The sequence below is a fragment of the Vibrio sp. nBUS_14 genome (genome assembly GCF_051201655.1).
Classification (GTDB): Bacteria; Pseudomonadota; Gammaproteobacteria; order Enterobacterales; family Vibrionaceae; genus Vibrio.
In genome coordinates this window covers 2,380,800-2,405,498 of record NZ_CP179206.1, presented here as the reverse complement: position 1 = coordinate 2,405,498, position 24,699 = coordinate 2,380,800, and the positions used below count along the sequence as shown (strand labels likewise).

General features: G+C 43.9%; 23 protein-coding genes. 19 read left to right on the top strand and 4 right to left on the bottom strand.

From position 1 onward, the window contains the following. Nucleotides 1-30: 30 nt before the first annotated feature. From cmoB to ACMAZD_RS11260, 3 genes are all read right to left on the bottom strand, one after another. On the bottom strand, nt 31-1,002 hold the full coding sequence (gene cmoB / locus ACMAZD_RS11270) for a tRNA 5-methoxyuridine(34)/uridine 5-oxyacetic acid(34) synthase CmoB (protein WP_435247287.1): 972 nt from the start codon (nt 1,000-1,002) through the stop codon (nt 31-33). A gap of 113 nt (nt 1,003-1,115) precedes the next feature. Continuing rightward, nucleotides 1,116-1,844: a carboxy-S-adenosyl-L-methionine synthase CmoA gene (cmoA, locus tag ACMAZD_RS11265; RefSeq protein WP_017105755.1), complete on the bottom strand. Its 729-nt coding sequence runs from the start codon at nt 1,842-1,844 to the stop codon at nt 1,116-1,118. 139 nt (nt 1,845-1,983) lie between these two features. Further along, a complete protein-coding gene (locus ACMAZD_RS11260; RefSeq protein WP_435247286.1) occupies nt 1,984-2,868 on the bottom strand; it encodes a DUF72 domain-containing protein in 885 nt (294 codons plus the stop codon). Between the two features lie 316 nt (nt 2,869-3,184). Here ACMAZD_RS11260 and aspS point away from each other — a divergent pair, with 316 nt between their 5' ends. The 18 genes from aspS (at nt 3,185) to ACMAZD_RS11170 (ending at nt 21,078) form a co-directional block, all read left to right on the top strand. Beyond that, nucleotides 3,185-4,957, top strand: coding sequence for an aspartate--tRNA ligase (gene aspS, locus ACMAZD_RS11255; protein WP_435247285.1), 1,773 nt, complete (start codon nt 3,185-3,187; stop codon nt 4,955-4,957). 211 nt (nt 4,958-5,168) lie between these two features. Next, nucleotides 5,169-5,690 (top strand): crossover junction endodeoxyribonuclease RuvC, encoded by a 522-nt coding sequence (gene ruvC, locus ACMAZD_RS11250; protein ID WP_435247284.1) that lies wholly within the window; start codon nt 5,169-5,171, stop codon nt 5,688-5,690. Between the two features lie 215 nt (nt 5,691-5,905). Next, nucleotides 5,906-7,366 (top strand): methyl-accepting chemotaxis protein, encoded by a 1,461-nt coding sequence (locus tag ACMAZD_RS11245; RefSeq protein WP_435247283.1) that lies wholly within the window; start codon nt 5,906-5,908, stop codon nt 7,364-7,366. 92 nt (nt 7,367-7,458) lie between these two features. Further along, nucleotides 7,459-8,070 carry a Holliday junction branch migration protein RuvA gene (gene ruvA, locus ACMAZD_RS11240; protein WP_435247282.1) on the top strand — a complete coding sequence of 204 codons (612 nt, stop codon included), beginning with the start codon at nt 7,459-7,461 and terminating at the stop codon, nt 8,068-8,070. Between the two features lie 103 nt (nt 8,071-8,173). Continuing rightward, nucleotides 8,174-9,190 (top strand): Holliday junction branch migration DNA helicase RuvB, encoded by a 1,017-nt coding sequence (ruvB, locus tag ACMAZD_RS11235; RefSeq protein ID WP_435247281.1) that lies wholly within the window; start codon nt 8,174-8,176, stop codon nt 9,188-9,190. 550 nt (nt 9,191-9,740) lie between these two features. After that, on the top strand, nt 9,741-11,327 hold the full coding sequence (gene cydA, locus ACMAZD_RS11230) for a cytochrome ubiquinol oxidase subunit I (protein ID WP_435247280.1): 1,587 nt from the start codon (nt 9,741-9,743) through the stop codon (nt 11,325-11,327). Between the two features lie 13 nt (nt 11,328-11,340). Continuing rightward, complete coding sequence (cydB, locus tag ACMAZD_RS11225) at nt 11,341-12,477, top strand: cytochrome d ubiquinol oxidase subunit II (RefSeq protein WP_435247279.1); 1,137 nt, start codon at nt 11,341-11,343, stop codon at nt 12,475-12,477. A 31-nt stretch (nt 12,478-12,508) separates the two neighbouring features. Further along, complete coding sequence (gene cydX, locus ACMAZD_RS11220) at nt 12,509-12,616, top strand: cytochrome bd-I oxidase subunit CydX (RefSeq protein WP_000270284.1); 108 nt, start codon at nt 12,509-12,511, stop codon at nt 12,614-12,616. Then, nucleotides 12,609-12,911, top strand: a complete 303-nt coding sequence (gene ybgE, locus ACMAZD_RS11215) for a cyd operon protein YbgE (protein ID WP_435247278.1) — start codon at nt 12,609-12,611, stop codon at nt 12,909-12,911. The genes cydX and ybgE overlap by 8 nt, the downstream gene beginning before the upstream one ends. A gap of 172 nt (nt 12,912-13,083) precedes the next feature. Beyond that, the gene (gene ybgC, locus ACMAZD_RS11210) at nt 13,084-13,521 is read left to right on the top strand and encodes a tol-pal system-associated acyl-CoA thioesterase (RefSeq protein WP_435247277.1); all 438 of its coding nucleotides are present in this window, start codon (nt 13,084-13,086) and stop codon (nt 13,519-13,521) included. After that, nucleotides 13,511-14,194 (top strand): protein TolQ, encoded by a 684-nt coding sequence (gene tolQ / locus ACMAZD_RS11205; protein ID WP_435247276.1) that lies wholly within the window; start codon nt 13,511-13,513, stop codon nt 14,192-14,194. The genes ybgC and tolQ overlap by 11 nt, the downstream gene beginning before the upstream one ends. Before the next feature lie 3 nt (nt 14,195-14,197). After that, nucleotides 14,198-14,641: a protein TolR gene (gene tolR / locus ACMAZD_RS11200; RefSeq protein WP_017105745.1), complete on the top strand. Its 444-nt coding sequence runs from the start codon at nt 14,198-14,200 to the stop codon at nt 14,639-14,641. Between the two features lie 13 nt (nt 14,642-14,654). Continuing rightward, nucleotides 14,655-15,722: a cell envelope integrity protein TolA gene (gene tolA / locus ACMAZD_RS11195; RefSeq protein WP_435247275.1), complete on the top strand. Its 1,068-nt coding sequence runs from the start codon at nt 14,655-14,657 to the stop codon at nt 15,720-15,722. Nucleotides 15,723-15,734: 12 nt separating this feature from the next. Next, on the top strand, nt 15,735-17,087 hold the full coding sequence (gene tolB, locus ACMAZD_RS11190; protein WP_435247274.1) for a Tol-Pal system beta propeller repeat protein TolB: 1,353 nt from the start codon (nt 15,735-15,737) through the stop codon (nt 17,085-17,087). Nucleotides 17,088-17,198: 111 nt separating this feature from the next. Further along, nucleotides 17,199-17,741, top strand: coding sequence for a peptidoglycan-associated lipoprotein Pal (pal, locus tag ACMAZD_RS11185; RefSeq protein ID WP_004736484.1), 543 nt, complete (start codon nt 17,199-17,201; stop codon nt 17,739-17,741). 33 nt (nt 17,742-17,774) lie between these two features. Continuing rightward, complete coding sequence (gene ybgF, locus ACMAZD_RS11180; protein ID WP_435247273.1) at nt 17,775-18,563, top strand: tol-pal system protein YbgF; 789 nt, start codon at nt 17,775-17,777, stop codon at nt 18,561-18,563. 209 nt (nt 18,564-18,772) lie between these two features. After that, entirely contained in the window at nt 18,773-19,834 is a 1,062-nt protein-coding gene (gene nadA / locus ACMAZD_RS11175; protein WP_435247272.1) for a quinolinate synthase NadA, read from the top strand. 212 nt (nt 19,835-20,046) lie between these two features. Continuing rightward, entirely contained in the window at nt 20,047-21,078 is a 1,032-nt protein-coding gene (locus ACMAZD_RS11170) for a potassium channel family protein (protein WP_435247271.1), read from the top strand. Nucleotides 21,079-21,191: 113 nt separating this feature from the next. Here the strand turns inward: ACMAZD_RS11170 and ACMAZD_RS11165 are convergent, their stop codons facing one another. Beyond that, nucleotides 21,192-21,761 (bottom strand): UPF0149 family protein, encoded by a 570-nt coding sequence (locus ACMAZD_RS11165; protein WP_435247270.1) that lies wholly within the window; start codon nt 21,759-21,761, stop codon nt 21,192-21,194. Nucleotides 21,762-21,898: 137 nt separating this feature from the next. On the opposite strand from ACMAZD_RS11165, the gene ACMAZD_RS11160 reads away from it, so the two are divergent. Continuing rightward, complete coding sequence (locus ACMAZD_RS11160) at nt 21,899-24,484, top strand: ATP-binding protein (RefSeq protein WP_435247269.1); 2,586 nt, start codon at nt 21,899-21,901, stop codon at nt 24,482-24,484. The last annotated feature ends 215 nt before the right edge of the window (nt 24,485-24,699 follow it).

The following is a 24,699-nucleotide window of genomic DNA, read 5'->3' as shown; positions in this document are numbered from 1 at the left end:
CACCAGAACAATAGCTTACGGACAATGAATTTAAGGTTTTGTCGCCACAAGAACGGCACGTCTCGGTGCTGGGTGACCTTCAACGGTTTTACTTGGATCATTCGGGTCTAAGTAGTCTGGCAGAGAGTTATGTGTCATCCATTCTGTTGTACGTTGTTCGCCAACCGTCGTAACATTTTCATCAACGATGCGAACGTCTTCAAACCCAACTTGTTCAAGCCAGCGTTTCAGTGCGCAAGCAGATGGGAAAAAGTACACGTTTCTCATTTGCGCGTAGCGGTCAACAGGCACAAGAACAGCGTTTTCGTCACCTTCAATCACTAACGTTTCAAGCACCAATTCGCCACCAGATACCAATTGGTCTTTCAATTGGATTAAATGATCAAGCGGTGAACGGCGGTGGTAAAGCACACCCATGCTGAATACAGTATCGTAAGCTTCCAGTTTTGGCAGCTGTTCAATACCTAAAGGTAAAAGGTGAGCGCGTTGGTCATCGCCCATCAACTTACGGATAGCTTCGAATTGAACAAGGAAAAGGTGCGACGGGTCGATACCGACGGTCAAACGAGCACCTTCCCCTAACATACGCCACATGTGGTAGCCATTACCGCAACCTACATCGAGTACTGAACGGTTTTTAAGCGGTGAGATATGCGGAAGTACACGGTCCCATTTCCAATCGCTGCGCCATTCTGTATCAATATGAATGTCATGAACGGTATAAGGACCTTTACGCCAAGGGTGGAATGTCTTTAATAGGCTCTCTAGCTTTTTAAGTTCACCTGTTTGAAATGGTGTGCTGCTGCCGATAGTCACAGAGTTCTTTAAATCAACTTGATCAGGCACGCTTTGCGGTATCTTATTCAGTGCACGTAACCAACGGTCAAAGTCACCGTGCTCTGCATTTTGCCAATCCGTCAGCTGTTGAGGAAGAACATTGAGCCACGGCTGTAGGCGAGTGTCTTGGGCAATGAGTTGATAAAAGTGAGCAAAATTAAACATGAATAATATTAACCGTTGTGGAATTCATAATGTGTACAGCCTTATCGCTATAACACAGGAAATTAAAGGCTAAAGTATGAAAGCTTCAGACTTTAGCCAATTGTGGCTCAGCGCTATTTAATCGCAAACATCGAACCGAAGTTGAAGCATTGGAACCACACTTCGCTACTTGAGAAGCCAATCTTTTCAAAACGCTGCTTATGAACTGGAATTGAATCTGGACGCATCACATTTTCGATAGCGCTGCGTTTCTGGCTGACTTCAAGCTCGCTGTATCCGTTTGCACGCTTGAAATCATGGTGCAGATCGATAAGCAGTTCATTTGAACTTTCATCTTCAAACACAAACTTTTCTGACAGAATCAAAATACCGCCCGGACGTAAGCCCGCATGGATCTTTTCAAGCAGAGCGTAGCGGTCGTCAGGTGATAAAAACTGTAAGGTGAAGTTCAACACAACAACTGAAGCGTCTTTAATCTCGATTTCACGGATATCAGCTTCGATGACTTCGACTGGCGTATCGCTTCGGTAGGCGTTTACATGCAGCTTACAGCGCTCAACCATGGCTTCCGAATTATCGACAGCAAAAATCGTACAGCCTTCTTGCTGGATGTGGCGGCGCATCGACAACGTAGCGGCGCCAAGAGAGCAACCCAAGTCGTAGATGTTTGAGTGCGGTTTTACGAAGCGTTCAGCTAACATGCCAATAGCAGAGATGATATTGCTATATCCAGGAACCGAGCGTTGGATCATATCTGGAAATACTTCAGCAACCCTTGCATCAAAGGTGAAATCACCAATTTTATCAATGGGCGCGGAAAAGATATTGTCTTTGTTGCTCATTGGATTCTCTCTCGACAGTCAGCGTAATTGGCACAGAATTCGTACCAAATAAAAGGGGACGTATTTTACGTAAAAAAATTGCTTGTGTCACGAAAACTGAGATTGATGAAAGTGAACGTGTGTTAGTGGTTGTTTACTATCAAAACATCGAGATTTGATGTTCGCCTTTTTGAGCCGGAAACTCCGCCAAATTAGGCAAGGTTATCTGTGTGTGTTCAGCAACTTGCGTCTGTAATTGCTTATAGATAGCAATCGCAAGCTCAGGTGCGTGATTGTTGTCTGGGGTGTGGATCATTAAATAAGGTTGTTTTCCTTCATTTATCCAAGTCGGTAATTTCGCAAACCAAGGTTTAAAGAAAGCCAGATTGGGTTCTTGATCTGGATGACCGATAAAACGAACCATGGGATTGTTTGCCGTCGCGATGGCATGAACCGGAACGCGTGGTTTCTTTTGATGTGCGTCGATCACCGCTTCTGTGGTTGGTGGCGCGGAGAAAACAGGGCGGCTATCCATGATGATGCGATCGATTCCTTCTTCTATTAACCAATGATTGAAACGTTTTTCGGCATCGCCTTTATTAAAGAAACCAAGGTGACGAACTTCAATCCCGAGCTGCATGTCTTTGGGAAACAAGGTGCAAAATTTTTGTAGGGCAGGGAGCATGCTGGGTTCGAAGCTGTGGGGTAATTGAATGGTCCACTGGCCAATGCGGCTATGCAGTGGCGACATGGTGAGCAGAAATTCTTTGAGTTCGGCTTGGCAATGTTTTAAGTACTGCTGATGGGTGATGAACTTAGGCAGCTTAAAAGTAAACTTGAAATCATCGTGACTCGCGGCTTTCCAGTTATTGACCGTTGAGACGCTGGGTATCGCATAGAAAGTCGTGTTGCCTTCGACGGTATGAAAAACTTGGGTGTATTTTTCTAAGCGCTCAGCAGGTTTTGTTCCTTTACCATAGAACTGACTTTGCCATTCAGAATGAGACCACATCGTTAATCCAAGTCTTAAAGGTAAAGTTTCCATCGTCATTACACCGTTAGTTATTACGCTATTAGTCATCACAAAAAATTTTTAAGTTGAAACGAAAAACTACTGTACGAGACTTTTGCCGATTAAGGTACTTTCGAGATATAATTAACGCAATTTTTTCGGTTTTGATGAATCTTTGCGCACTTGATGGGCTAAAAAGCAGCAAAGCCAGATAAAACATAATAAATTCGAATGTGGAAGGTCGATTTTAAGCGAGTTTCCGCGTATAAATGTTCCTTTGCTCTGTTGTGTGGAATGACCACTGACAGCTTGGAAACTAGTAAATAATTAAGAGATTGGGAAATTCATTATGCGTACCCATTACTGTGGTAACCTGAGCAAGTCCCTGGCGGGACAAACTGTAGAATTGTGCGGCTGGGTAAACCGTCGCCGTGATTTAGGCGGTCTTATCTTTATCGATATGCGAGATCGTGAAGGCGTCGTTCAGGTTGTTGTCGATCCAGATATGAAAGATATCTTCCCGATCGCTAACCAACTGCGTAATGAATTCTGTATCAAGTTTACTGGTGAAGTACGTGTTCGTCCGGACAGCCAAGTAAATAAAGATATGGCGACGGGTGAAGTTGAGCTTTACGCAACTGGCCTTGAGATCATTAACCGTTCAGAAGCGCTTCCACTGGATTTCAACCAAACTAACTCTGAAGAACAGCGTCTTAAGTACCGTTACATCGATCTTCGTCGTCCAGAAATGAGCGATCGTATTAAGCTTCGTGCACGTGCATCTAGCTTCGTTCGTCGTTTCCTAGACGAGAACCTATTCCTAGACATCGAAACACCAGTACTAACTAAAGCGACACCTGAAGGCGCTCGTGACTACCTAGTACCAAGCCGTGTTCATAAAGGTAGCTTCTACGCACTTCCTCAATCTCCTCAGCTGTTCAAGCAACTGCTGATGATGTCTGGTTTTGACCGTTACTACCAAATCGTTAAATGTTTCCGTGATGAAGATTTACGTGCTGACCGTCAGCCTGAATTTACTCAGATCGATATCGAAACATCATTCCTGCCTTCTCAAGAAGTACGTAACATCACTGAAAAGCTCGTTCACGATATGTGGAAAGAGCTTCTAGATGTTGAACTAGGTCAATTCCCAGTAATGCCATTCTCTGAAGCGATTCGTCGTTTCGGTTCTGATAAGCCAGATCTACGTAACCCACTAGAACTCGTAGACGTTGCTGACTTACTGAAAGATGTTGAGTTTAAAGTATTCTCTGGTCCTGCAAACGATGAAAAAGGTCGCGTAGCAGTAATCCGTGTACCGGGTGGCGCTAAGCTGACTCGTAAGCAAATCGACGGTTACGCAGAGCACGTAGGTATCTACGGCGCGAAAGGTCTAGCTTGGATGAAGGTTAACGACCGTGCTGCTGGCATGGAAGGTATCCAATCTCCAGTTGCTAAGTTCCTAAACGAAGACGTAATCAACGGTCTTCTTGAGCGCACTCAAGCTGAATCTGGCGATATCATCCTATTTGGTGCAGATAAAGCGAACATCGTTGCTGAAGCAATGGGCGCACTTCGTATCAAGCTAGGTGATGACTTAGAGCTAACAGATAAGAAAGCGTGGGCTCCTCTTTGGGTTATTGATTTCCCAATGTTCGAAGAAGATGGCGAAGGCAACCTTCATGCAATGCACCACCCATTCACATCACCACTAGGTGTGAGTGCGGAAGAGCTAAAAGCGAACCCAGCAGCAGCTAACTCTGATGCATACGACATGGTAATCAACGGCTACGAAGTAGGCGGCGGTTCTGTACGTATCCACAGCGCAGAAATGCAAACGGCTGTATTCGGTATCCTAGGTATCGAAGCGAAAGAACAGCAAGAGAAGTTCGGTTTCCTACTTGAAGCGCTTAAGTACGGTACGCCACCACACGCAGGTCTAGCATTCGGTCTTGACCGTTTAGCAATGCTTCTTTGTGGTACAGAGAACATCCGTGACGTTATCGCATTCCCGAAAACAACAGCTGCAGCATGTCTATTAACAGATGCGCCAAGCCTAGCAAACCCAGCATCACTGGAAGAGCTTGCAATCACTGTTAACTTAGCGAAGAAAGAAGACTAATTAAGCGATTAAGCTCAATTTTCTAATCAAGCAGTGAGTTTTCGATAGAGCTTCAGTCTTAAATAACACTTAAGCTTTCAACAAAACTTAGTTTTTGTTAGAACTTTTTCTTTCGCAGAACAACGAAATGCCCGTTAATTTGACGGGCATTTTTTTTTGTGTTCGATATACTAAGCTCATAAAGCATGTATAAATAATCAGTGTTGAAGTTATGTCTATTATCCTAGGGATTGACCCTGGCTCTCGCATTACCGGCTATGGCGTGATTCGTCAAAATGGTCGCCATCTATATTACTTAGGTAGTGGTTGTATTCGCACTTCCGAAAAAGAATTGCCAGGTCGACTAAAACAGATCTATGCGGGCGTGAGTGAGATCATTACTCAGTTTCAGCCTGACGTATTCGCGATCGAACAAGTGTTCATGGCGAAGAATGCCGACTCAGCACTTAAACTGGGCCAAGCGCGTGGCAGTGCAATAGTAGCTGCGGTGAATGCTGACTTGCCTGTCCATGAATATGCGGCTCGTTTGATCAAACAAGCGGTGACAGGTAACGGTGGCTCTGATAAGTCTATGGTTCAGAATATGGTGATGAGCATGCTCAAACTACCCGCTAAGCCTCAAGCCGATGCAGCCGATGCTCTAGGCGTAGCGATCACTCACGCTAACACTAATAAAACCTTGGTCGCACTCGCAGGTAAAGCCACAGGAGCAAGAAAAGGGCGTTACCGTTAAATCTCATTCTATTGTTAGTTCCTAATATTCTGCCTTTTAAACTTATGCTATTGATGAGCCTCACGGCCGGTTTGGCTCATATCAATACAATACGCCGCTAAATCCTTGATGAAATGAGATCTTTCGAACATAACCCAGATAATAACATTGCGTATCATTTAACATGTTACTAACATTGGTCGGAGGTCTTACAAGTTAATCAAGGATGATCACTGATGAACCCAATCAAGCTGTGGCGCGCGCTGTTTCTACCCAAAAGTAAAGGGTGGAGTAACAACGAAGTCAGACAAGCCGATATCTTATTACTCTTTACTTTTATCGCATTCTTCGTGGGTGTCTATAGCTTAATCAAGTGGGCTAAGCACGAAGAGCAACTCCTGGTCGCCACATCTGTATTTCTTATCGTATTTGAACTGATCTCAGCACTTCTACTCCGTGTGACGAGTAAGCCGAGCCTCGCACTTAACTTTGGTTTTGTCGGTATGGCGGTCCACGCGTTGAACATCATTTATCAAAGCGGTGGAGTTGTGTCTTCCACGCAAGCTTATTGGGTGCCTTTGTTAGTGGTCGCTTTTTTCTTATCAGGAACACGAATTGTGGCTTTGGTGTGGAGCGGGCTGGTTATCGGAGTGTCACTGGTGATGACTTCAGCACATCTCAATGGATTTGCATTTCCCCTGCTTGAGTTAACCCCTGATGCGGTAGTGGTTGAAACTTGGTCTGGCGTGATCATGCCCTTGGTGGTTATTTGCATTGCTCAAGCTTTTACCGCTAAGCAAAAAGAGGTGGCAATCGAAATGGCAGAGGAGGCGATTTCAGAAAGCCAACACGTTGCTAACCAAGCAACACAGAGCGAAGGCCGACTCTCTATCGTGCTCGACCAAGCCAATTCGAATTCAGAGAGCTTACAAGGTGTTTCGGTTCATTTGGATCAGCAGTCACAAGACTTGCATGCTCAAGTTGAAGTGTTGAATGTTAATTGTGAATCTCAGGCGAGTGCGGCAGAAGAGATGAGTCAACAACTTCATCAAATGACTCAAGGCATCGAAGAATCTAATTCATTTGTGGGTGAACTGAAAGATCGTAGTGAAGCGGTGGGAACCAAAGCGCAAAAGAGCTCAGAGTCATTAGAAGCTTCAACCGATGCGATCAGTCAGATCATTCAAAGCAATCAAGAAATCATGAAAGTCGCTGATTTGATTACCTCGGTTGCAGAGCAAACCAACTTATTGGCTCTCAACGCGGCAATTGAAGCTGCGCGTGCAGGTGAACAGGGACGAGGCTTTGCTGTGGTGGCCGATCAAGTGAGAGAGCTATCGGCGAAAAGCAGTCATTCGGCGATAGAAATTCGAACGTTGTTAGACCGTAGTAAAGAAGAAGTTGAACACGGCAGAGCAATCATCGAAACCACCGCAAGCGAGATGAACGGTATTATCTCTGAGGTTCAAACCATATCAACCGATGTTAATCAGCTCACCAATATTATGGCAATGCAGATGGACTCGTTGAAAGAGCTCGATCTGGCCAGTTCAGAAGTGGCGAAAAGTGTGGCGGAAACTAAATCGGTGTCAGGTTTAGTGGCTAATTATGGTTCTGAGCTAACAGGCCATGTGACTTCGGTTAAAGAACTGGTCGCGAGCTTGAATAGCGTGGTCTCGCAAGCCAAGCAAGCCTAAAAAATTCACTTCACAAAACACAAAGAACTGGATAAGTATCCAGTTCTTTTATATTCTGTCCCTCAAATTAAATTCCATCAAGAGAGTGAATTGTGATCGGACGTCTCCGCGGTACATTAATAGAAAAACAGCCACCAGAATTATTGATTGAAGTCAGTGGTGTTGGTTATGAAGTACAAATGCCAATGAGCTGTTTTTATGAGTTACCAAACGTAGGCGAAGAAGCAATTATCTACACTCATTTTGTGGTACGTGAAGATGCTCAACTACTTTATGGTTTTAACACTGTTAAAGAGCGTGCTTTGTTCCGTGAAGTAATTAAAGCGAATGGTGTCGGCCCTAAACTTGGTCTTGGTATCCTTTCTGGAATGACGGCAAGCCAATTCGTTCAAAGCGTTGAGCGTGAAGATATCTCAACACTGGTTAAACTGCCGGGCGTTGGTAAGAAAACGGCAGAGCGTCTGGTTGTTGAAATGAAAGACCGCCTGAAAGGGTGGGGTGCAGGTGATCTGTTTACGCCTGCAACGGATACAGCGCCAATAGACTCGATGCCAGCGGTTCACGACGCTGAAGAAGAAGCCGTAAGCGCACTACTTGCGTTGGGTTATAAACCGACTCAAGCTTCTAAAGTTGTTGCTCAAGTGGCTAAAGATGGCATGACCAGCGAAAAATTGATTCGCGAAGCACTGAAGTCGATGGTTTAATACCTCATATACTTGTTCTACAAAATAGACCCATTCACTTTGCCTTTACACAGAATCAAGAAGCGCAGAGTCAGGAATAGCAGAGTTAGGAATAACAGAATTTATGATTGAAGCCGATCGCCTGATTGCGCCGGATAATCCGGTCTTTAAAGATGAAGATATTATCGACCGTGCAATACGTCCAAAGGCGCTAGCCGACTATCAAGGTCAGGACCACGTTCGTAACCAGATGGAGATTTTCATTCAAGCCGCTCAAATGCGAAATGAAGCTCTGGATCATCTGTTGATTTTTGGCCCTCCCGGTTTAGGTAAAACCACGTTGGCGAACATTGTAGCCAATGAAATGGATGTGAGCATCCGTACGACTTCTGGTCCGGTTTTAGAAAAAGCGGGCGACTTAGCCGCGCTATTAACCAACCTCGAAGAAAACGATGTGCTTTTCATTGATGAGATCCACCGATTAAGCCCTGTGGTTGAAGAGGTTCTGTATCCAGCAATGGAAGATTACCAATTAGATATCATGATTGGTGAAGGCCCTGCGGCTCGCTCTATTAAGATCGACCTTCCTCCTTTTACTTTGATTGGCGCAACCACTCGTGCTGGCTCACTTACATCGCCATTACGTGACCGTTTTGGTATTACTCAGCGTCTTGAGTACTACAAGGTTGAAGACCTTCAAAACATCGTTCAGCGCAGCGCAGATTGCCTTGGACTTTCATTGGAGTCGGATGGAGCATTAGAAATTGCTCGTCGTGCTCGTGGTACACCGCGTATCGCGAACCGTTTATTACGCCGTGTACGAGATTATGCGGAAGTGAAAGCCGACGGACATATTTGCCCAGACGTGGCGGATAAGGCACTCAACATGTTGGACGTTGATGCCAAAGGCTTTGACTACATGGATAGAAAGCTTCTACTTGCGATTATGGAGAAGTTTGGTGGTGGTCCGGTCGGTATCGACAACATGGCAGCCGCGATTGGTGAAGAAAGAGATACGATTGAAGATGTATTGGAACCGTATTTGATTCAGCAGGGTTATCTGCAAAGAACACCAAGAGGTCGAATTGCTACCGACAGAGCGTATTTACACTTCGGAGTAGACAAGCCTTCTAATCGTTAACTTATTCATTTCTAAAGATCTCAGTTGCATAAGCGCTGGGATTTTTTGCTTTTTACTGAATAACGACTTTTTGAGCGAGTCGGTAAAAAGGCAAAAAGGGCGATTCAAAAATGAAAACTTTGATTGCAGGTTAGATTTGGGCAACAAAAAATGAAATAAGTTGTCATATAATTTGTTAATGCTTTATAGGCAGTTGTAATTCGTATGTTGAGGCAGTGCTGATCTTTTGTCACAGATATCATGCGCTGTTATCAAGGCAAGCAGAATTGGTGTGATTTTAATCATAATTGTACAAAAATAACTCTAATTTGCTCGAATAAATTTGATACAAATCAACGCAGGCTTCTCCCATAAACCTTTTGAAACATACTGATTTTACTAGTAATATCAGCGCCAGCTATATTAGCTCATGCTTAACAATAATCTAACTATAACGGTACGTTTTTGCTACAAATTTCAATTTGTAATAACAATTACACAAATTGTTTTAACATAGATTTTGCGGTGAATAATCATACAAGTGTCTTTCAGCCGACACAAAGGAGTTACCATGATTGATGTTGTTGATCTGTCGCGATTGCAATTTGCATTTACAGCGATGTATCACTTCCTATTTGTTCCACTGACTTTAGGTATGGCATTTCTACTTGCCATTATGGAGTCAGTTTATGTAATGACGGGCAAGCAAATTTACAAGGACATGACTAAGTTCTGGGGTAAATTGTTTGGTATTAACTTTGCTCTTGGTGTAGCGACAGGCTTAACCATGGAGTTCCAGTTCGGCACTAACTGGTCTTACTATTCTCACTACGTTGGAGACATCTTCGGTGCTCCGCTGGCTATTGAAGCGCTCGTTGCATTTTTCCTAGAGTCTACTTTTGTTGGCCTTTTCTTCTTCGGTTGGGACAGACTGTCAAAACGTCAGCATTTAGCGGTAACTTGGCTAGTGGCACTTGGTTCTAACTTCTCTGCACTTTGGATTCTTATAGCGAACGGCTGGATGCAAAATCCAGTAGGCGCAGAATTCAACTTCGAAACCATGCGTATGGAAATGGTGAGTTTTGCTGAAGTTGTATTTAATCCCGTAGCACAAGTTAAGTTTGTGCACACAGTAGCTTCTGGTTACACGTGTGGTGCCATGTTTATACTGGGTATCAGTTCATATTATCTACTTAAAGGCCGTGATGTCGCGTTCGCTCGTCGTTCATTTGCGATTGCAGCATCTTTCGGTATGGCTGCTATTTTATCAACGATTATTTTGGGTGATGAATCTGGGTACGAGTTAGGTGAAGTTCAAAAGGTAAAACTAGCTGCAGTTGAAGCAGAATGGCACACAGAGCCGGCGCCGGCTGCATTCACTTTATTTGGTGTCCCAAACCAAGAAACTATGAACACCGATTACGCAATTAAGATCCCTTACGTAATGGGTATCATTGCAACACGTTCGTTTGATGAGCAAGTAACAGGCCTACACGATCTACGTGAACAGCATGTTGAACGTATACGTACGGGTATGTATGCATACGAGCTACTTGAAAAGCTTCGCGCAGGTGATAAGTCTGAGGTAAATATAAGTGCGTTTGACGAAGTTAAAGGTGATTTAGGTTACGGACTACTTCTAAAACGCTACACAGACAATGTTGTTGACGCAACAGAAGACCAAATCCAAATGGCGGCGGACGATTCAATCCCAACAGTGTGGCCATTGTTTAGCGCATTCCGTATTATGGTTGGTTGCGGGTTTATTATGTTGTTCGTTTTTGGTGCATCATTTATCCAAACATGCCGTCAGAAGATCGAACAGAAACCATGGGTACTTAAAGCGGCGCTATTTTCAATCCCACTACCTTGGATTGCGATTGAAGCAGGTTGGTTCGTTGCTGAGTTTGGTCGTCAGCCTTGGGCGGTTGGTGAAATCCTACCGGTTAATGTGGCTGCATCAGCACTGACTATTGAACAGCTTTGGACTTCTCTATTCGCAATTCTTGCACTGTACACAGTGTTCTTGATTGCTGAAGTTTACCTAATGCTGAAATTCGCACGTAAGGGTCCAAGTAGCTTAAAGACAGGCCGTTACCACTTCGAGCAAAACGACAACTCTGTTGAAGACAAAGTTAGCCGTTCAGTCGAAGTATAAGTGAGAGAATATTATGTTTGATTACGAAAGCTTACGACTTATTTGGTGGGTATTGATCGGTGTTCTACTGGTTGGTTTCGCCGTAACTGATGGCTTCGATATGGGTGTTGCAGCCCTTTCTCCTGTTATCGGTAAGAGCGACACGGAACGTCGTATTATGCTAAACACGATTGCCCCTCACTGGGATGGTAACCAAGTTTGGCTTATCACTGCGGGTGGTGCATTGTTTGCTGCATGGCCACTGGTTTACGCAACGTCGTTTTCTGGTTTCTACTTCGCAATGTACGCAACATTAGCAGCGCTTTGGTTACGACCACTCGCTCTTGATTACCGCTCTAAGATTGAAGATCCAAAATGGCGTAAAACTTGGGACTACGCACTTTGCTTTAGTGGCACAGTACCACCAATCATTTTCGGTGTGGCATTTGGTAACCTACTACAAGGTGTTCCATTTGAACTAAACGAATTTATGATGTCTAAGTATCATGGTACGTTCTTCGCTCTGCTTAACCCATTTGCATTGCTTTGTGGTGTGTTGGCTCTGATGTTGTTCGTGATGCAAGGTGCAACATGGCTTCAAATGAAGACCACAGAAGAATTGCACAGTCGCGCTCGTAACGTTGCTCAGATCACTGGCCTAATTGCTATTGCTCTGTTCATTATTGGTGGCTTCTGGGTTCAGTCTATTGAAGGCTACGTAATCACTAGCACGCTGGACACGTTTGCTGATTCAAACCCACTAAACAAAGAAGTATCACTTCAAGTTGGTGCTTGGATGACAAACTTCGAAACGTATCCAGCAATGTGGGCTGCGCCGATCCTTGGTGTAATAATGCCACTGCTTGCTGTGATTGCATCTCGCTTTGAGCGTGCTGGTTTCGCATTCTTGTTCTCAAGCCTATCTAACGCTGGTGTTATTTTAACAGCTGGTTTTGCAATGTTCCCATTCGTAATGCCATCAAGCCTGAACCCGAGTCATAGTTTGACTATGTGGGATTCAACAGCGAGTGAGCTAACGCTTGGTCTTATGACCGGAGTTGCGGCGGTAATGGTTCCTGTGATTCTTGGCTACACGACTTGGACATATTACAAAATGTTCGGTCGTCTAGATAAGAAACACATCGAAGATAACGACGTTTCAGCTTACTAAGCTAGAAGTTAAATAACTTAGGAGAAATTTTATGTGGTATTTCGCATGGATTTTGGGTGTACTTCTAGCATGTGCATTCGGCATCATCAATGCTCTATGGTTAGAGCATTCAGAAATGATGGATAAAGACAGTGAGTAATCTCGCGGAGCAAATCGCTAAACTGCATCAACCAATGGATAAGGCTCTGTTAAGAGCTTTATCCCTCGTATTGGGTTTCATGCATGTTGGTTTAGTGATGTGGGATCCTGAAGCGTATGCGACAAGCATCGGTGGTTTTAACGCGATCATCGGGCCAATGTTTATTTGGGCAGTGTGCTCAAGCATGGTTTACGGTATCGGGTTTAAGCCTAGAGCTTGGATGTGGCAGCTACTGTTTAGCCCATACGTTTCACTCACAATCTTGTTCTACCTGACGGTGTTGCGCCTTTTATAAAAGGCAGAAGATTTAGGTTCATAACGACGTGAATCTTTATGATTGTTGGGTTTTTAGCCTAAAAGAGGTTATCTTATACAGATGGCCTTTTTTTTCGTCTATTAAATCAAAAAATTCACAGCGATATACTATTAATGATAAGGAGTTAGGTTATAGTGAGATCTTTATCGTTTTGGATTGTGGTAGCAAATTGCAGGGATTATCTAAGCCATTTACTTGGCCAGTGACAGTGTATTACGAAGACACCGATGCTGGTGGGGTTGTATATCATGCCAACTATCTTAAGTTCTTTGAGCGTGCTCGAACTGAGATGTTACGTTCAATTGGTGTTTCTCAGCAAGTTCTATTCGAACAAAACATCGGTTTTGTAATCCGACATATAGACATCGATTTTATTCAAGGTGCACGCCTTGATGATTCTTTACAAGTCATTACAAATATTGACGAGTTGAAGCGAGCAACCTTGGTCTTCTGTCAAGAGATCGTAAATCCTGATGGCAAGGCATTGTGTAAAGCAATGGTTAAGGTAGCATGTATCGATAATCAAAAAATGAAACCCAAAGCAATGCCAACATTTATTCTCACGGAGCTAACGAATAGTGACTGCTGAAATCTCAATCTTAGGCCTAATATTAGAAGCTAGCTTACTAGTTAAGATGGTCATGCTGATTCTTATGGGCATGTCTGTTGTTTCTTGGGCAATGATCATAAAAAGAAGTAAAGTATTATCTCAAGCTTCTAAACAAACTGACGTATTTGAAGATAAGTTCTGGTCAGGCATTGATCTCGCAAAACTTTACCAAGAGAGCAATAAGCGCAAAGACGAGCTTTCTGGTACTGAAGAAATCTTCTACGCAGGCTTTACTGAGTTTGCTCGCCTTCGTAAATCGAATGCAACATCTCCTGACTTCATTATGGAGGGCACTGGCCGTGCAATGCGCGTAGCGGTAGCCCGTGAAGTTGATGAGCTAGAAACCAATTTGCCTTTCCTAGCGACCGTCGGTTCTATCAGTCCTTATATTGGCCTTTTTGGTACGGTGTGGGGCATCATGCATTCATTCATAGCACTAGGCGAAGTGAAGCAAGCGACACTCGCTATGGTTGCACCTGGTATTGCAGAAGCACTGATTGCAACAGCAATGGGGCTATTTGCTGCAATTCCAGCCGTAATGGCGTACAACCGCTTCAGTAGCCGAGTCGGTAAACTCGAACATAACTACGCGACTTTCTCTGAAGAGTTCCACAGTATTCTTCACCGTCAAGCGATGGCTGGCAGGGAATAATTGATGGCTGGATACCAACCTAAAAAACGCAAAATGACGGCAGAGATTAACGTTGTACCTTACATCGACGTTATGCTTGTTTTGCTGATTATTTTTATGGTGACCTCACCATTCGTCACACAAGGTGTTGATGTTGAATTGCCAAAGGCTTCAACGGCTAAATCAGCTCAAGATTTACTGGGTGACGAGAACGCGAGCTTTATTATCGTTGAAGTGAACAAAGATGGTGAGCTTGGCTTGAGCGTTAACGATGAAGAAGTTCAACGAGGCCTGTCAATTGAAGACATTATTGTTCGAGTTAAAGCGGAATTGTCTCTGAATCCTAACTCTCCAGTGGCGGTCGGCGGTGATGCCGCAACGCCTTACGCTGAAGTTGTTTTATTACTTGATGAATTAAGCCGTGCAGGTGTGCCAAAGGTTGGCCTTTTAACGGATATAAGGGAATAGCTCCGTAGCATTCATGAAAGCGAATAATAAAAAATCCAATAATTTCAAAACGCCGCTTCTAATTTCAATCGGGCTGCATGTCATTCTATTCGTCGCTCTTATTTGGGGAGCAGACTTCACGATGTCAGAACCTAAGCCTACGGGACAGATAGTTCAGGCGGTCGTGATTGACCCTCAATTAGTTCGCAAGCAAGCCCAACAGATTCGTCAACAAAGAGAAGCTGCGGGTAAGAAAGAACAAGAACGGTTAGACAAGTTACGTCGCGAAAGCGAGCGACTCGAAAAGAATCGTAAAGCGGAAGAAGAAAACATCCGCAAGCTGAAAGAAAAACAAGCCAAAGAAGCGAAAGCGACACGAGAAGCTGAAAAACGCCGAGTTGAAAAAGAGAAACAACGTAAAGTCGAAGAGGCTCGTTTAAAGACAGAACAAAAGAAAGCCGCGAAAGCAGAAGCTGATCGTAAGCTAAAAGAAGCTGCTGTGGTTAAGGCAGAGAAAGAACGCAAGGCCAAAGAAGCGGCTGTCGCCAAAGCGGAACAAGAACGCGTGGCAAAAGAAAAAGCCGCGAAAGAGGCAGCAGACAAAGCTCGTAAAGAAAAAGAAGCCGCTGAACGTGCTGAAAAGCAGCGTATAGCGAAAGAGAAAGAAGCGGCAGCAGCAGCGGAGAAAGCCCGTAAAGCAAAAGAAGCTGCTGCAAGAGCCGAGAAAGAGCGCAAACAACAAGAGGCAGCATTGAACGATATCTTTGCTGGGCTTGAAACTGAGTCGACTCAAAACTCTTCAGCTAAACAACAATTTATTAGTGATGAAGCACAGCGTTACGGTGCGATTTATACTCAGCTTATTCAACAGAACTTATTGTTAGAAGACAGCTATAGAGGACGCTCATGTCGAGTGAACCTTAAGCTCATTCCAACGGGTTCGAATGCGATTCTGGGAAGCTTGAGTATTTTGGATGGAGACAGCAGTTTGTGCGCAGCAACCAAGCGTGCCGTGGCACAAGTGCAATCTTATCCATTGCCTAAAGACCCAGACATTGTGAAATCACTGAAAGACATCAACTTAACGGTATCACCAGAGTAAAAGGACGAACTTGTGTTAAAAAAACTATTACTGAGTTTTGTTTTCGTAATAGCGACAAGCAGCCAGTTTGCACATGCAGCGCTGGAGCTGGTTATTACAGACGGTATTAACTCTGCACGACCTATCGCTATTGTCCCTTTCCGTTGGGAAGGCGCAGGCCCATTACCACACGATGTATCAGCGGTTATCGCTTCTGACTTACAGCGCAGTGGTAAATTTAGCCCAGTTGCAACGAGCAAAATGCCTCAAACGCCTTACAGTGAAACAGAGGTCGACTTTGATGCTTGGACTAACTTAGGCGTTGATTCATTACTAACCGGTAGCATTACTAAAAATGCTGAAGGGCAATACGTTGTCAATTATCAGCTGATCGACATTGTTCGGGGCCAGCTGACCAAAGGGCAAAGCCGCGCGCTAAGTGATGAAGGTCAACTGGTACTTTCTAAAGACCACGTTTTGTTCAACAAGAAAGCGACGGTTCCGGGCAAACGTTTGAGAGAGTACGCGCACCGTATTTCTGATTTAGTGCATGAAGAGCTGACCGGTGAGAAAGGTGCGTTTTTAACTCGTATCTCTTACGTAGTTGTGAACGACAAAGACAAGTACCCATACCAACTTCGTGTTGCTGACTACGATGGTTTCAATGAGCGTTTAGTACTTCGTTCTAAGCAACCTCTTATGTCTCCAGCATGGTCTCCAGACGGTAAGAAGCTTGCCTATGTAAGCTTCCAAAATGGCCAAGCTGAAATATTCATTATGAATATTTACACCGGTGAACGTGAGAAGGTGACGTCATACCCTCGTCACAATGGCGCGCCAAGATTCTCGCCAGATGGTAAGACATTGGCATTGGTATTGTCGAAAACAGGCAGCCTTCAAGTGTACACACTTGACCTTGCTAGTCGTAAGCTGACTCAAATTACCCGCGGACGTTCTAATAATACTGAACCGTTCTGGCACCCAGATGGCAAGTCTCTTATTTTCACATCGGATCGTGGTGGTAAACCTCAGATTTATAATGTAAATTTGTCCAATAATTCGACTTCTCGTATTACTTGGCAAGGTAGCCAAAACTTAGGTGGCCAGATTACTCCTGATGGTCGATTCCTTATCATGGTGAATCGCAGCAATTCAGGCTTTAACTTGGCTAAGCAAGATTTGGAAACCGGTGCAGTTCAGGTGCTAACAAAAACTCTGTTAGATGAATCTCCAAGCATTGCGCCGAATGGAGGTATGGTTATCTATAGCTCTATCTACAACAAAACAAACGTATTATCGATGGTTTCTATCGATGGTCGTTTCAAAGCTAGATTACCGGCAACCAACGGACGTGTAAGAGCGCCTGCATGGTCACCGTTCCTCTAGTTAAAGTGATACATTCTTTTAGCTATTGATAGTGTTAACTATTGTGGCAATTAACTATCTATAGCACTTAGTCGCTGTAGAAACTAAGTTTGATAACGTAAGGAAAAAAATATGCAACTTAACAAAGTTCTTAAAGGCTTGATGATTGCACTACCAGTGATGGCAGTAACGGCGTGTAGCTCAACTGATGAAGCAACATCTGCAACTTCAGGTACTGAAAGCAACCAAACAACTTCAGGTTCAGAAGGCAACGTAGACACAACTGTTGTAACGCCAATTGATGCTAACGCTCAACTGTCTGAGCAAGAGCTTAAAGAGCAAGCGCTACGCGAAACTCAAACAATCTACTTTGCATTCGATAACTCTACTATCGCTGGCGACTACGAAGAAATTCTAGCAGCTCACGCAGCTTACCTAAGCAATAACGTTGACATGAACGTTACTATCGAAGGTCACGCTGACGAACGCGGTACTCCTGAGTACAACATCGCACTTGGCGAGCGTCGTGCACAAGCTGTAGCGAAATACCTACAAGCTCTAGGTGTTCAAGCAGACCAAATCTCTATCGTAAGCTACGGTGAAGAGAAACCACTTCTTCTAGGTCAATCTGAAGATGTGTACGCTAAAAACCGTCGCGCAGTACTAGTTTACTAATTTTAGTAGGCTATATAATTGAGGAATTGCCTCATGTTCGGTAACACAAAGCGAGTCATTTTGCTTTCGTTACTGGCAAGTGCAGCGAACATCGCGTTCGCTGCACCAGCTCCAGTATCCGATCTCAATAGCACCGCAACCAATTCATCATCTCCCTCTCGAGCAGCGTCTGCATCTAACGAATCAGATATTGAGCGTTTAGAACGCCTGCTTCAAAATCGCAACCTCGTTCAGCTTCAATTGCAGCAGCAAATCGACGACATGGCACTGGAGATCAGTGAACTTCGTGGTGAGCTGGAACGAAACAGTTACGATATGAAGCAAATGCTAGAGCGCCAACGTGAACTGTTCATTGAACTGGATCGTGTAAGAGGTGAGGTTAAAGCAGCAGGAACGGCAACGGTAGCAGTGGCAGCGAGCGAAGGCTCTAAAGATGCTTCTGGTACGTTCAGTACTGATGTCGATGAGCAAACCGCTTATCAAAATGCTGTAGATATGATTCTAAAGCAACGAGACTACACGGGTGCTATCGCAGCATTCCAAAAGTTTCAAAAAGACTTCCCAGATTCTACCTTCACACCTAACTCACATTACTGGTTAGGTCAGCTTTATTTCGCTAAGAAGCAAGATAAAGAAGCCGTGAAGAGCTTTGCCGCTGTTGTGTCGTACAAAGACTCAAACAAGCGAGCAGATGCGCTGGTTAAGCTTGGTGACATTGCTGCGCGCAACAATAACGCAACGCAAGCAAAGAAATACTACCAACAAGTCGTTACCGAGTACCCAAACAGTGCTTCGGCAAAAGTGGCTAAAACTCACTTATAAACAAAATAGAGGTGCTCAGGTACCTCTTTTTTATACTTGTTCACTTCCTTTTAATATTTACTTCGCCGCTTTGTGAAGCCAACGCATCACCTTGTTTATGTATTTTGAGCATTAGCTAGTCACCGCTTGCAACCAATCCTTTTTGATCCTCATCGCTGTCCTGTGTAGAATACTCTAATCCTCGGAAGAAGTTGCGTAGAGCAAGAGCAATGAGTCATATACTAGATAAAATCGATACAGTTTACCCGTTTCCGCTGAAGCCAGTTCCATTGAGCGACGCTCAGAAACAGGCCCACATCGCGAACATCAAAAAACTACTTCAAGAAAAAGATGCAGTTCTAATTGCACACTACTACACGGATCCTGAAATTCAGGCTCTGGCTGAAGAGACTGGTGGTTTCGTTGGCGACTCTTTAGAAATGGCTAAGTTCGGTAACCGTCATTCAGCAAGCACTTTGATCATCGCTGGTGTTCGTTTTATGGGTGAGTCCGCGAAGATTCTTACGCCTGAAAAGCGCATTCTAATGCCAACGCTTGAAGCTGAATGTTCACTTGATCTTGGTTGCCCTGCTGACAAATTTACAGAATTTTGTGATGCTCACCCCGACCACACCGTGGTTGTATACGCGAACACCTCTGCCGCTGTTAAAGCTCGTGCAGACTGGGTAGTTACGTCGAGCATCGCTTTAGAAATCGTTGAAAGCCTAGACGCTGAAGACAAACCCATTATTTGGGGGCCAGACCGCCACCTAGGTTCTTACATCGCAAATCAAACGGGCGCTGACATGTTGCTTTGGCAAGGTGAGTGTATCGTTCATGATGAATTCTCAGCGGATGCTTTGAAGAAAATGAAATCGGTCTACCCAGAAGCGGCTATTTTGGTTCATCCAGAATCACCAGCAAGTGTTGTTGAGCTGGCTGATGCTGTGGGTTCTACTAGCCAGCTGATCAAGAAAGCGAAAGAACTACCGCATCCACAGATGATTGTCGCGACAGACAAAGGTATTTTCTTCAAGATGCAGCAATTGGTTCCTGAAAAAGAACTGATTGAAGCACCAACAGCGGGCGCTGGTGCTACTTGTCGTAGCTGTGCACACTGTCCTTGGATGGCAATGAATGGCCTTCAAGCGATTGAAAACGCACTTACGCATGGTGGTAAGCAACATGAAATTTTCGTTTCTGACGAATTACGAGTTAAGTCTCTTATCCCATTGAACCGCATGCTAGATTTTGCTGAACAGCTTAACCTACAGGTTAAAGGCAACGCTTAATTTCGTTGTCGTGATGATATAAGTAGTCCAGCTTGATTACTATTTTGCTTTTACCATTAATAGAAAAACCAGCCACGTGCTGGTTTTTTTGTATCTGAATATTGGCTATCTATATCAATATTGTTCATATGTATCTTTTTTTGATGATATATCTTGTTGATATCATTTATTTTTTCTAGCATGTAACTAAGAGGAATGGATTAGAGGCTCTAATGATAATCTGGTTACAACTCAAACGTTGGGTCAAAGCGAATATCTTTGTTTTGAATGGTAAAAACCTACTGTTTACTTTCCTCGGCTACGTGTTTTTATCGTGGTCGATGCTGTATTTGGCGGGTGAAACAGATTTAACCAGTTCGGTTACCGTATTCGCTTACTATTTGGTGGTAACGGCTTCTACAGTTGGTTATGGTGATTTATCACCGATCACGGTAGCGGGGCAGTGGATCGTTATTTTATTTGTGATTCCAGGCGGGTTGAGCCTTTTCGCCGCACTACTCGGTAAAGTGGCGACAGAAGGTGTTGAATATTGGCGAGCAGGCTTGCTAGGAAAAAGGAGAGTTAGAGTGGACAACCACATTTTGATGCTTGGATGGAATGAGCAAAGAACCATTCATCTCATTCGTATGTTGCAGCATGAAGAAACGGGCAAGCGACCAATCGTATTATGTACTCGTTCAGACATTGAGAACCCGCTACCTGGTGAAATCAAATTCGTTAAAGTGAATAGCTACACGGATGGCAAAGAGATGGAGAAAACGGGCATCGAGTCAGCCAGTTGTATTCTGATTGATAACCCTGAAGATGACATTACTTTATCTGCGGCGCTCTACTGTGCGAACAGAAACCCTAAGGCGCACCTTTTGGTTTACTTTAAAGATGAAGCATTAAGCGACTTATTGCATAAGCATTGTCCCAATTCAGAATGTATTCCTGCTGTTGGTGCGGAAATGCTGGCTAAAGCTGCTGTTGACCCAGGTTCTAGTGCGCTTCATCAAGAGTTATTAAGCTCCACAAGAGGCATGACACAGTATTCAACGTACTTCCCTGAAAACGCCGAGCCTGTGACCGTTGCGCCTATTTTCTCTGTGTTTAAAGAGAAGTATCAAGCGACGTTGATCGCGATTGATACGGGTCGTGGAATTGAACTTAACCCAGAACTTGATCAAGTTGTAAGCAGTGGGACTAAGTTGTTTTATATTGCCGATGAACGAATCGATCACTTCGATTGGAAAGGTTTTTAAACTAACACCAATCCTTCAGATCTAAATAAGGCCTCATCGTGAGGCCTTTTTGTTATCGTTCGGTTGAGCGAGTCGAGCTCATTCTTTTGCCGAGCTTGTTTCTTTGGCAGAGGTTACTGCGCTTCTGCCAATGCGATGCCGCGCTGCGTTAGTCCACAAAGCATTACAGGAACAGCGTTGAAGATCTCTTCGAATTGCTCTAGGTCTTCAATACCTTGCTCTGCCAGTGTCGCGATTGACGTTTCTGGATCGTAAAGCATGCTCAGTGAAAGTAACACACCACCGACGAGCGCGTTGTCTTCGCTGTCTTCAGGCATCAGTGTTTCCCAGTCGTCACGAGCGATCTGCCAGCCTTGAAGCAAGCCTTCACAGAAATCACGAGCTGCGGTATTCACCACTTCTGCATCGTCCAGTTGGCAATCTTCAGGCCAAACCCACGTGCCTTCGATTAGTTCAGGACGTGTTTTATTCCAAAGAGAGATGATAACTTCAATGTAGCTTTCAAGTTGTTCACCATCCATAAATGGAGCGACTTCTTCACCACCCCAAAGGAACGGTAGCCACTCATGCGGTGTTAACACATTAGGCGCCGCAGCCATTGCAGTGACAAACCCCATGGTTTTGTTTTCTGTGATTAGCTTTCCTTCCAACTCTGGAAGCGCAAGAATATCTTGTAAGGTCAAAGTGAGGTACCGTAAAAGGGAACATATTTGTGCTTATAGTACCAATGAACTTGTGCCAATCAAGCTTCAATCTAAAAAGGCTTGATGTCGTTGGTGATAAACACTAGGTTTAACAGAAAAGAAAACAACAAAAAATTATGCAGATACGGTCATCCCTTAAGAAAAAAAGCATGGTAGCGCTTGGGTTATACCTTGCAATGTTTATTGCCATTGTCGGCAGCGTGACGTATTACGTCGTAGAATCCCCTGTGCGAGCTAAATTACAACAAAACCTCGACTTGCGTACGGAGCTGTTGTCCGCATTGATTACAGAGCCCCTCAGTAGCTCTCAAGGATTTGTTGATAGTTTGGTTAGTTTCGCTCAAACATATCGCAATGGTAGCGATGTCATCCCGTTGTTTAAGTCGATGTTGGCGGCGAGTGATGATACGATCGTCAGCGCTGGTATTTGGCCTGAACCTTATGTGTTGGATTCTAAAAAGCTTCTTAACAGCTATTTTTTCAACAAAGCCGACGATGGCACGATTGACCAACTGTTTTCTTATAACAATCCTAAAAGCGCCCCTTATCATGAAGAATATTGGTATACGTCTGTCGTAGACAAGCCAAAGGGAACTATCTCGTGGAGTGATGTGTATATCGACCCATACACACACGTTCGAATGATCACAGCTTCTTCTCCTTACTATTACTATGGCACCTTTGCTGGCGTTGCGACCGTGGATCTTTCCCTTGAAGAACTATTGGGTTTCATCAAAAATCATGCAGCAGAGTACAACCTTGGTATTACTCTGAGAGATAAACTCAACCAAGTGTTGGTTTCCTATAACTTCAATCTCGTTGAAGGGATCTACATCAGTAGTAGCCAATTTGGCGAATTCGGTTGGCAAGTCGATGTGGTTAACTCAAAGTCACGTGTGGCAGATGAAGTCTTTCGCCAAGTGATGAGTATTGAGGGCGGTATTGTGCCGCTATTACTACTTTGTGTAATGGCTGGTTATTACTTATTGAACCGCTATTTGATTAGCCCGATAACCACCATTGCCGCTAAGGTCGATGGTTCGAAAGCAGGTGAAATCATTGATGTTGATTATTCAAGTGATGATGAAATCGGCCACTTGATTAAAACCTTCAACGAAAAGACCATTTACCTCGAAGCGGAAAAGGTCAAAGCTCAGGCATCAACCAATGCTAAAACTGCTTTCCTCGCGACCCTGTCACATGAAATCCGTACTCCAATGAATGGGGTATTGGGTACCGCTCAGATCCTGCTCAAAACGCCGCTAAATTCTGAACAAGAGAAGCATCTTAAGAGCTTGTATGATTCGGGCGATCATATGATGACTTTGCTCAATGAGATATTAGATTTTTCAAAAATCGAGCAGGGCAGGTTAGATTTGGATGAAACTCGATTCCCGCTTGATTCGATCATCGGCAGTATTAATAGTGTCTACTACACATTGTCTTCCGAGAAAGGGCTTCAATTCAAAGTGTATTCTGAGGTGCCTTCTGGTCGTTGGTACTTCTCGGACAAAGCACGCTTGCGCCAAATCTTGTTTAATCTACTGAACAACGCCGTTAAGTTCACTTCTAGAGGCTTTGTTGAGGTATATTTCAAAGAAGTCGTAGAAGGGAGTGATACCTACCTCAGTATTCGAGTTCGCGATACTGGCATTGGAATCTCCAAAGAAGCTCAAAAGCGTATTTTCAAGCCTTTTGAACAAGCAGAGTCGTCAACAACAAGGCGTTTTGGCGGTACAGGCCTTGGCTTGGCGATTGTAAAGAAAATCGCCAAGCTGATGGGTGGCAGTATTATAGTCACCAGTGAAGAAGGGATAGGCACGAGCTTTGATGTTCGACTAAAGATTCAACCCTGTCAGCCTGGCGAGATAGAGAGCTTGCCTCATAAGAAGTTAGATTACTCTGGCTTGAAAGTGCTGATTGTGGAAGATAACCGGACCAATACAATCATCATTGAAACATTCATGAACACTAAAGGATTCAAGTGTAAAAGCGTTGAAAACGGTGAGCTTGCCATACAAGCCGTCGTTGCAGAACATTTTGATTTGGTGTTGATGGATAACCACATGCCAGTGATGGACGGTGTGGAATCAATAACCGCGATTCGTGCTCTAATTGGCGATGTTTCATCAGTCTTGATATTTGGTTGTACTGCTGATGTGTTCAAAGAGACTCGTGAACGTATGCTCGGCGCCGGTGTGGATTACATTATTGCAAAACCAATCGATGAACGAGAGCTTGATGACGCTTTATTCCGTTATTCAAACAAGCTTTACCAGTTCCACGAGGAAGAGAGCGATAATAAACAAAGTGATAGTGCTAATCACGAAAACAACCATGATCAAGCCAGTCATGAAAGAGAAGGTCATGGTCTAGAAAAACATGGATTAGACAGCCATAACGGAAATGTGCACAAAGCACATTTTCATGAGGAAAAAAGCCAAAGTCGCTCGTTGCCTAAACCTGACTTACGATACAAAGACAATACAGAAGAACTCCTGGTCACGCTTTACGTAGCACTTGAAGACAATAATCTAGAGTTGATTCGATTTGCGTTAGAGAGTCTGCGTGTTCACGTCAAGTCTATGAACAATGCTGAACTTACCTATCAAGTTGATAAGGCACTAGAACAGGTATCTCTTGGAGAGCCTCCTTCTCAAGATATCATCAATATCATTACTGTCAATTTACCTATGGCTTAGATGTTATTTAATTACAGAAAACCAATAACTAATTGTCTGTTATTTGACCTTTATAAGATTTTTTGGTGGAAGTAACTGCTTTTTAAGTGGTTTTTGGTTGTTAAATTACAACTTTATTTTTAATTTGAAATGTATGACTGCTAATGTTGTGTTTTAATAGCGACATTATCTGGTAGGGCGTGAAAGTGCCTTGTTTATATGTTGCTAAATCACTA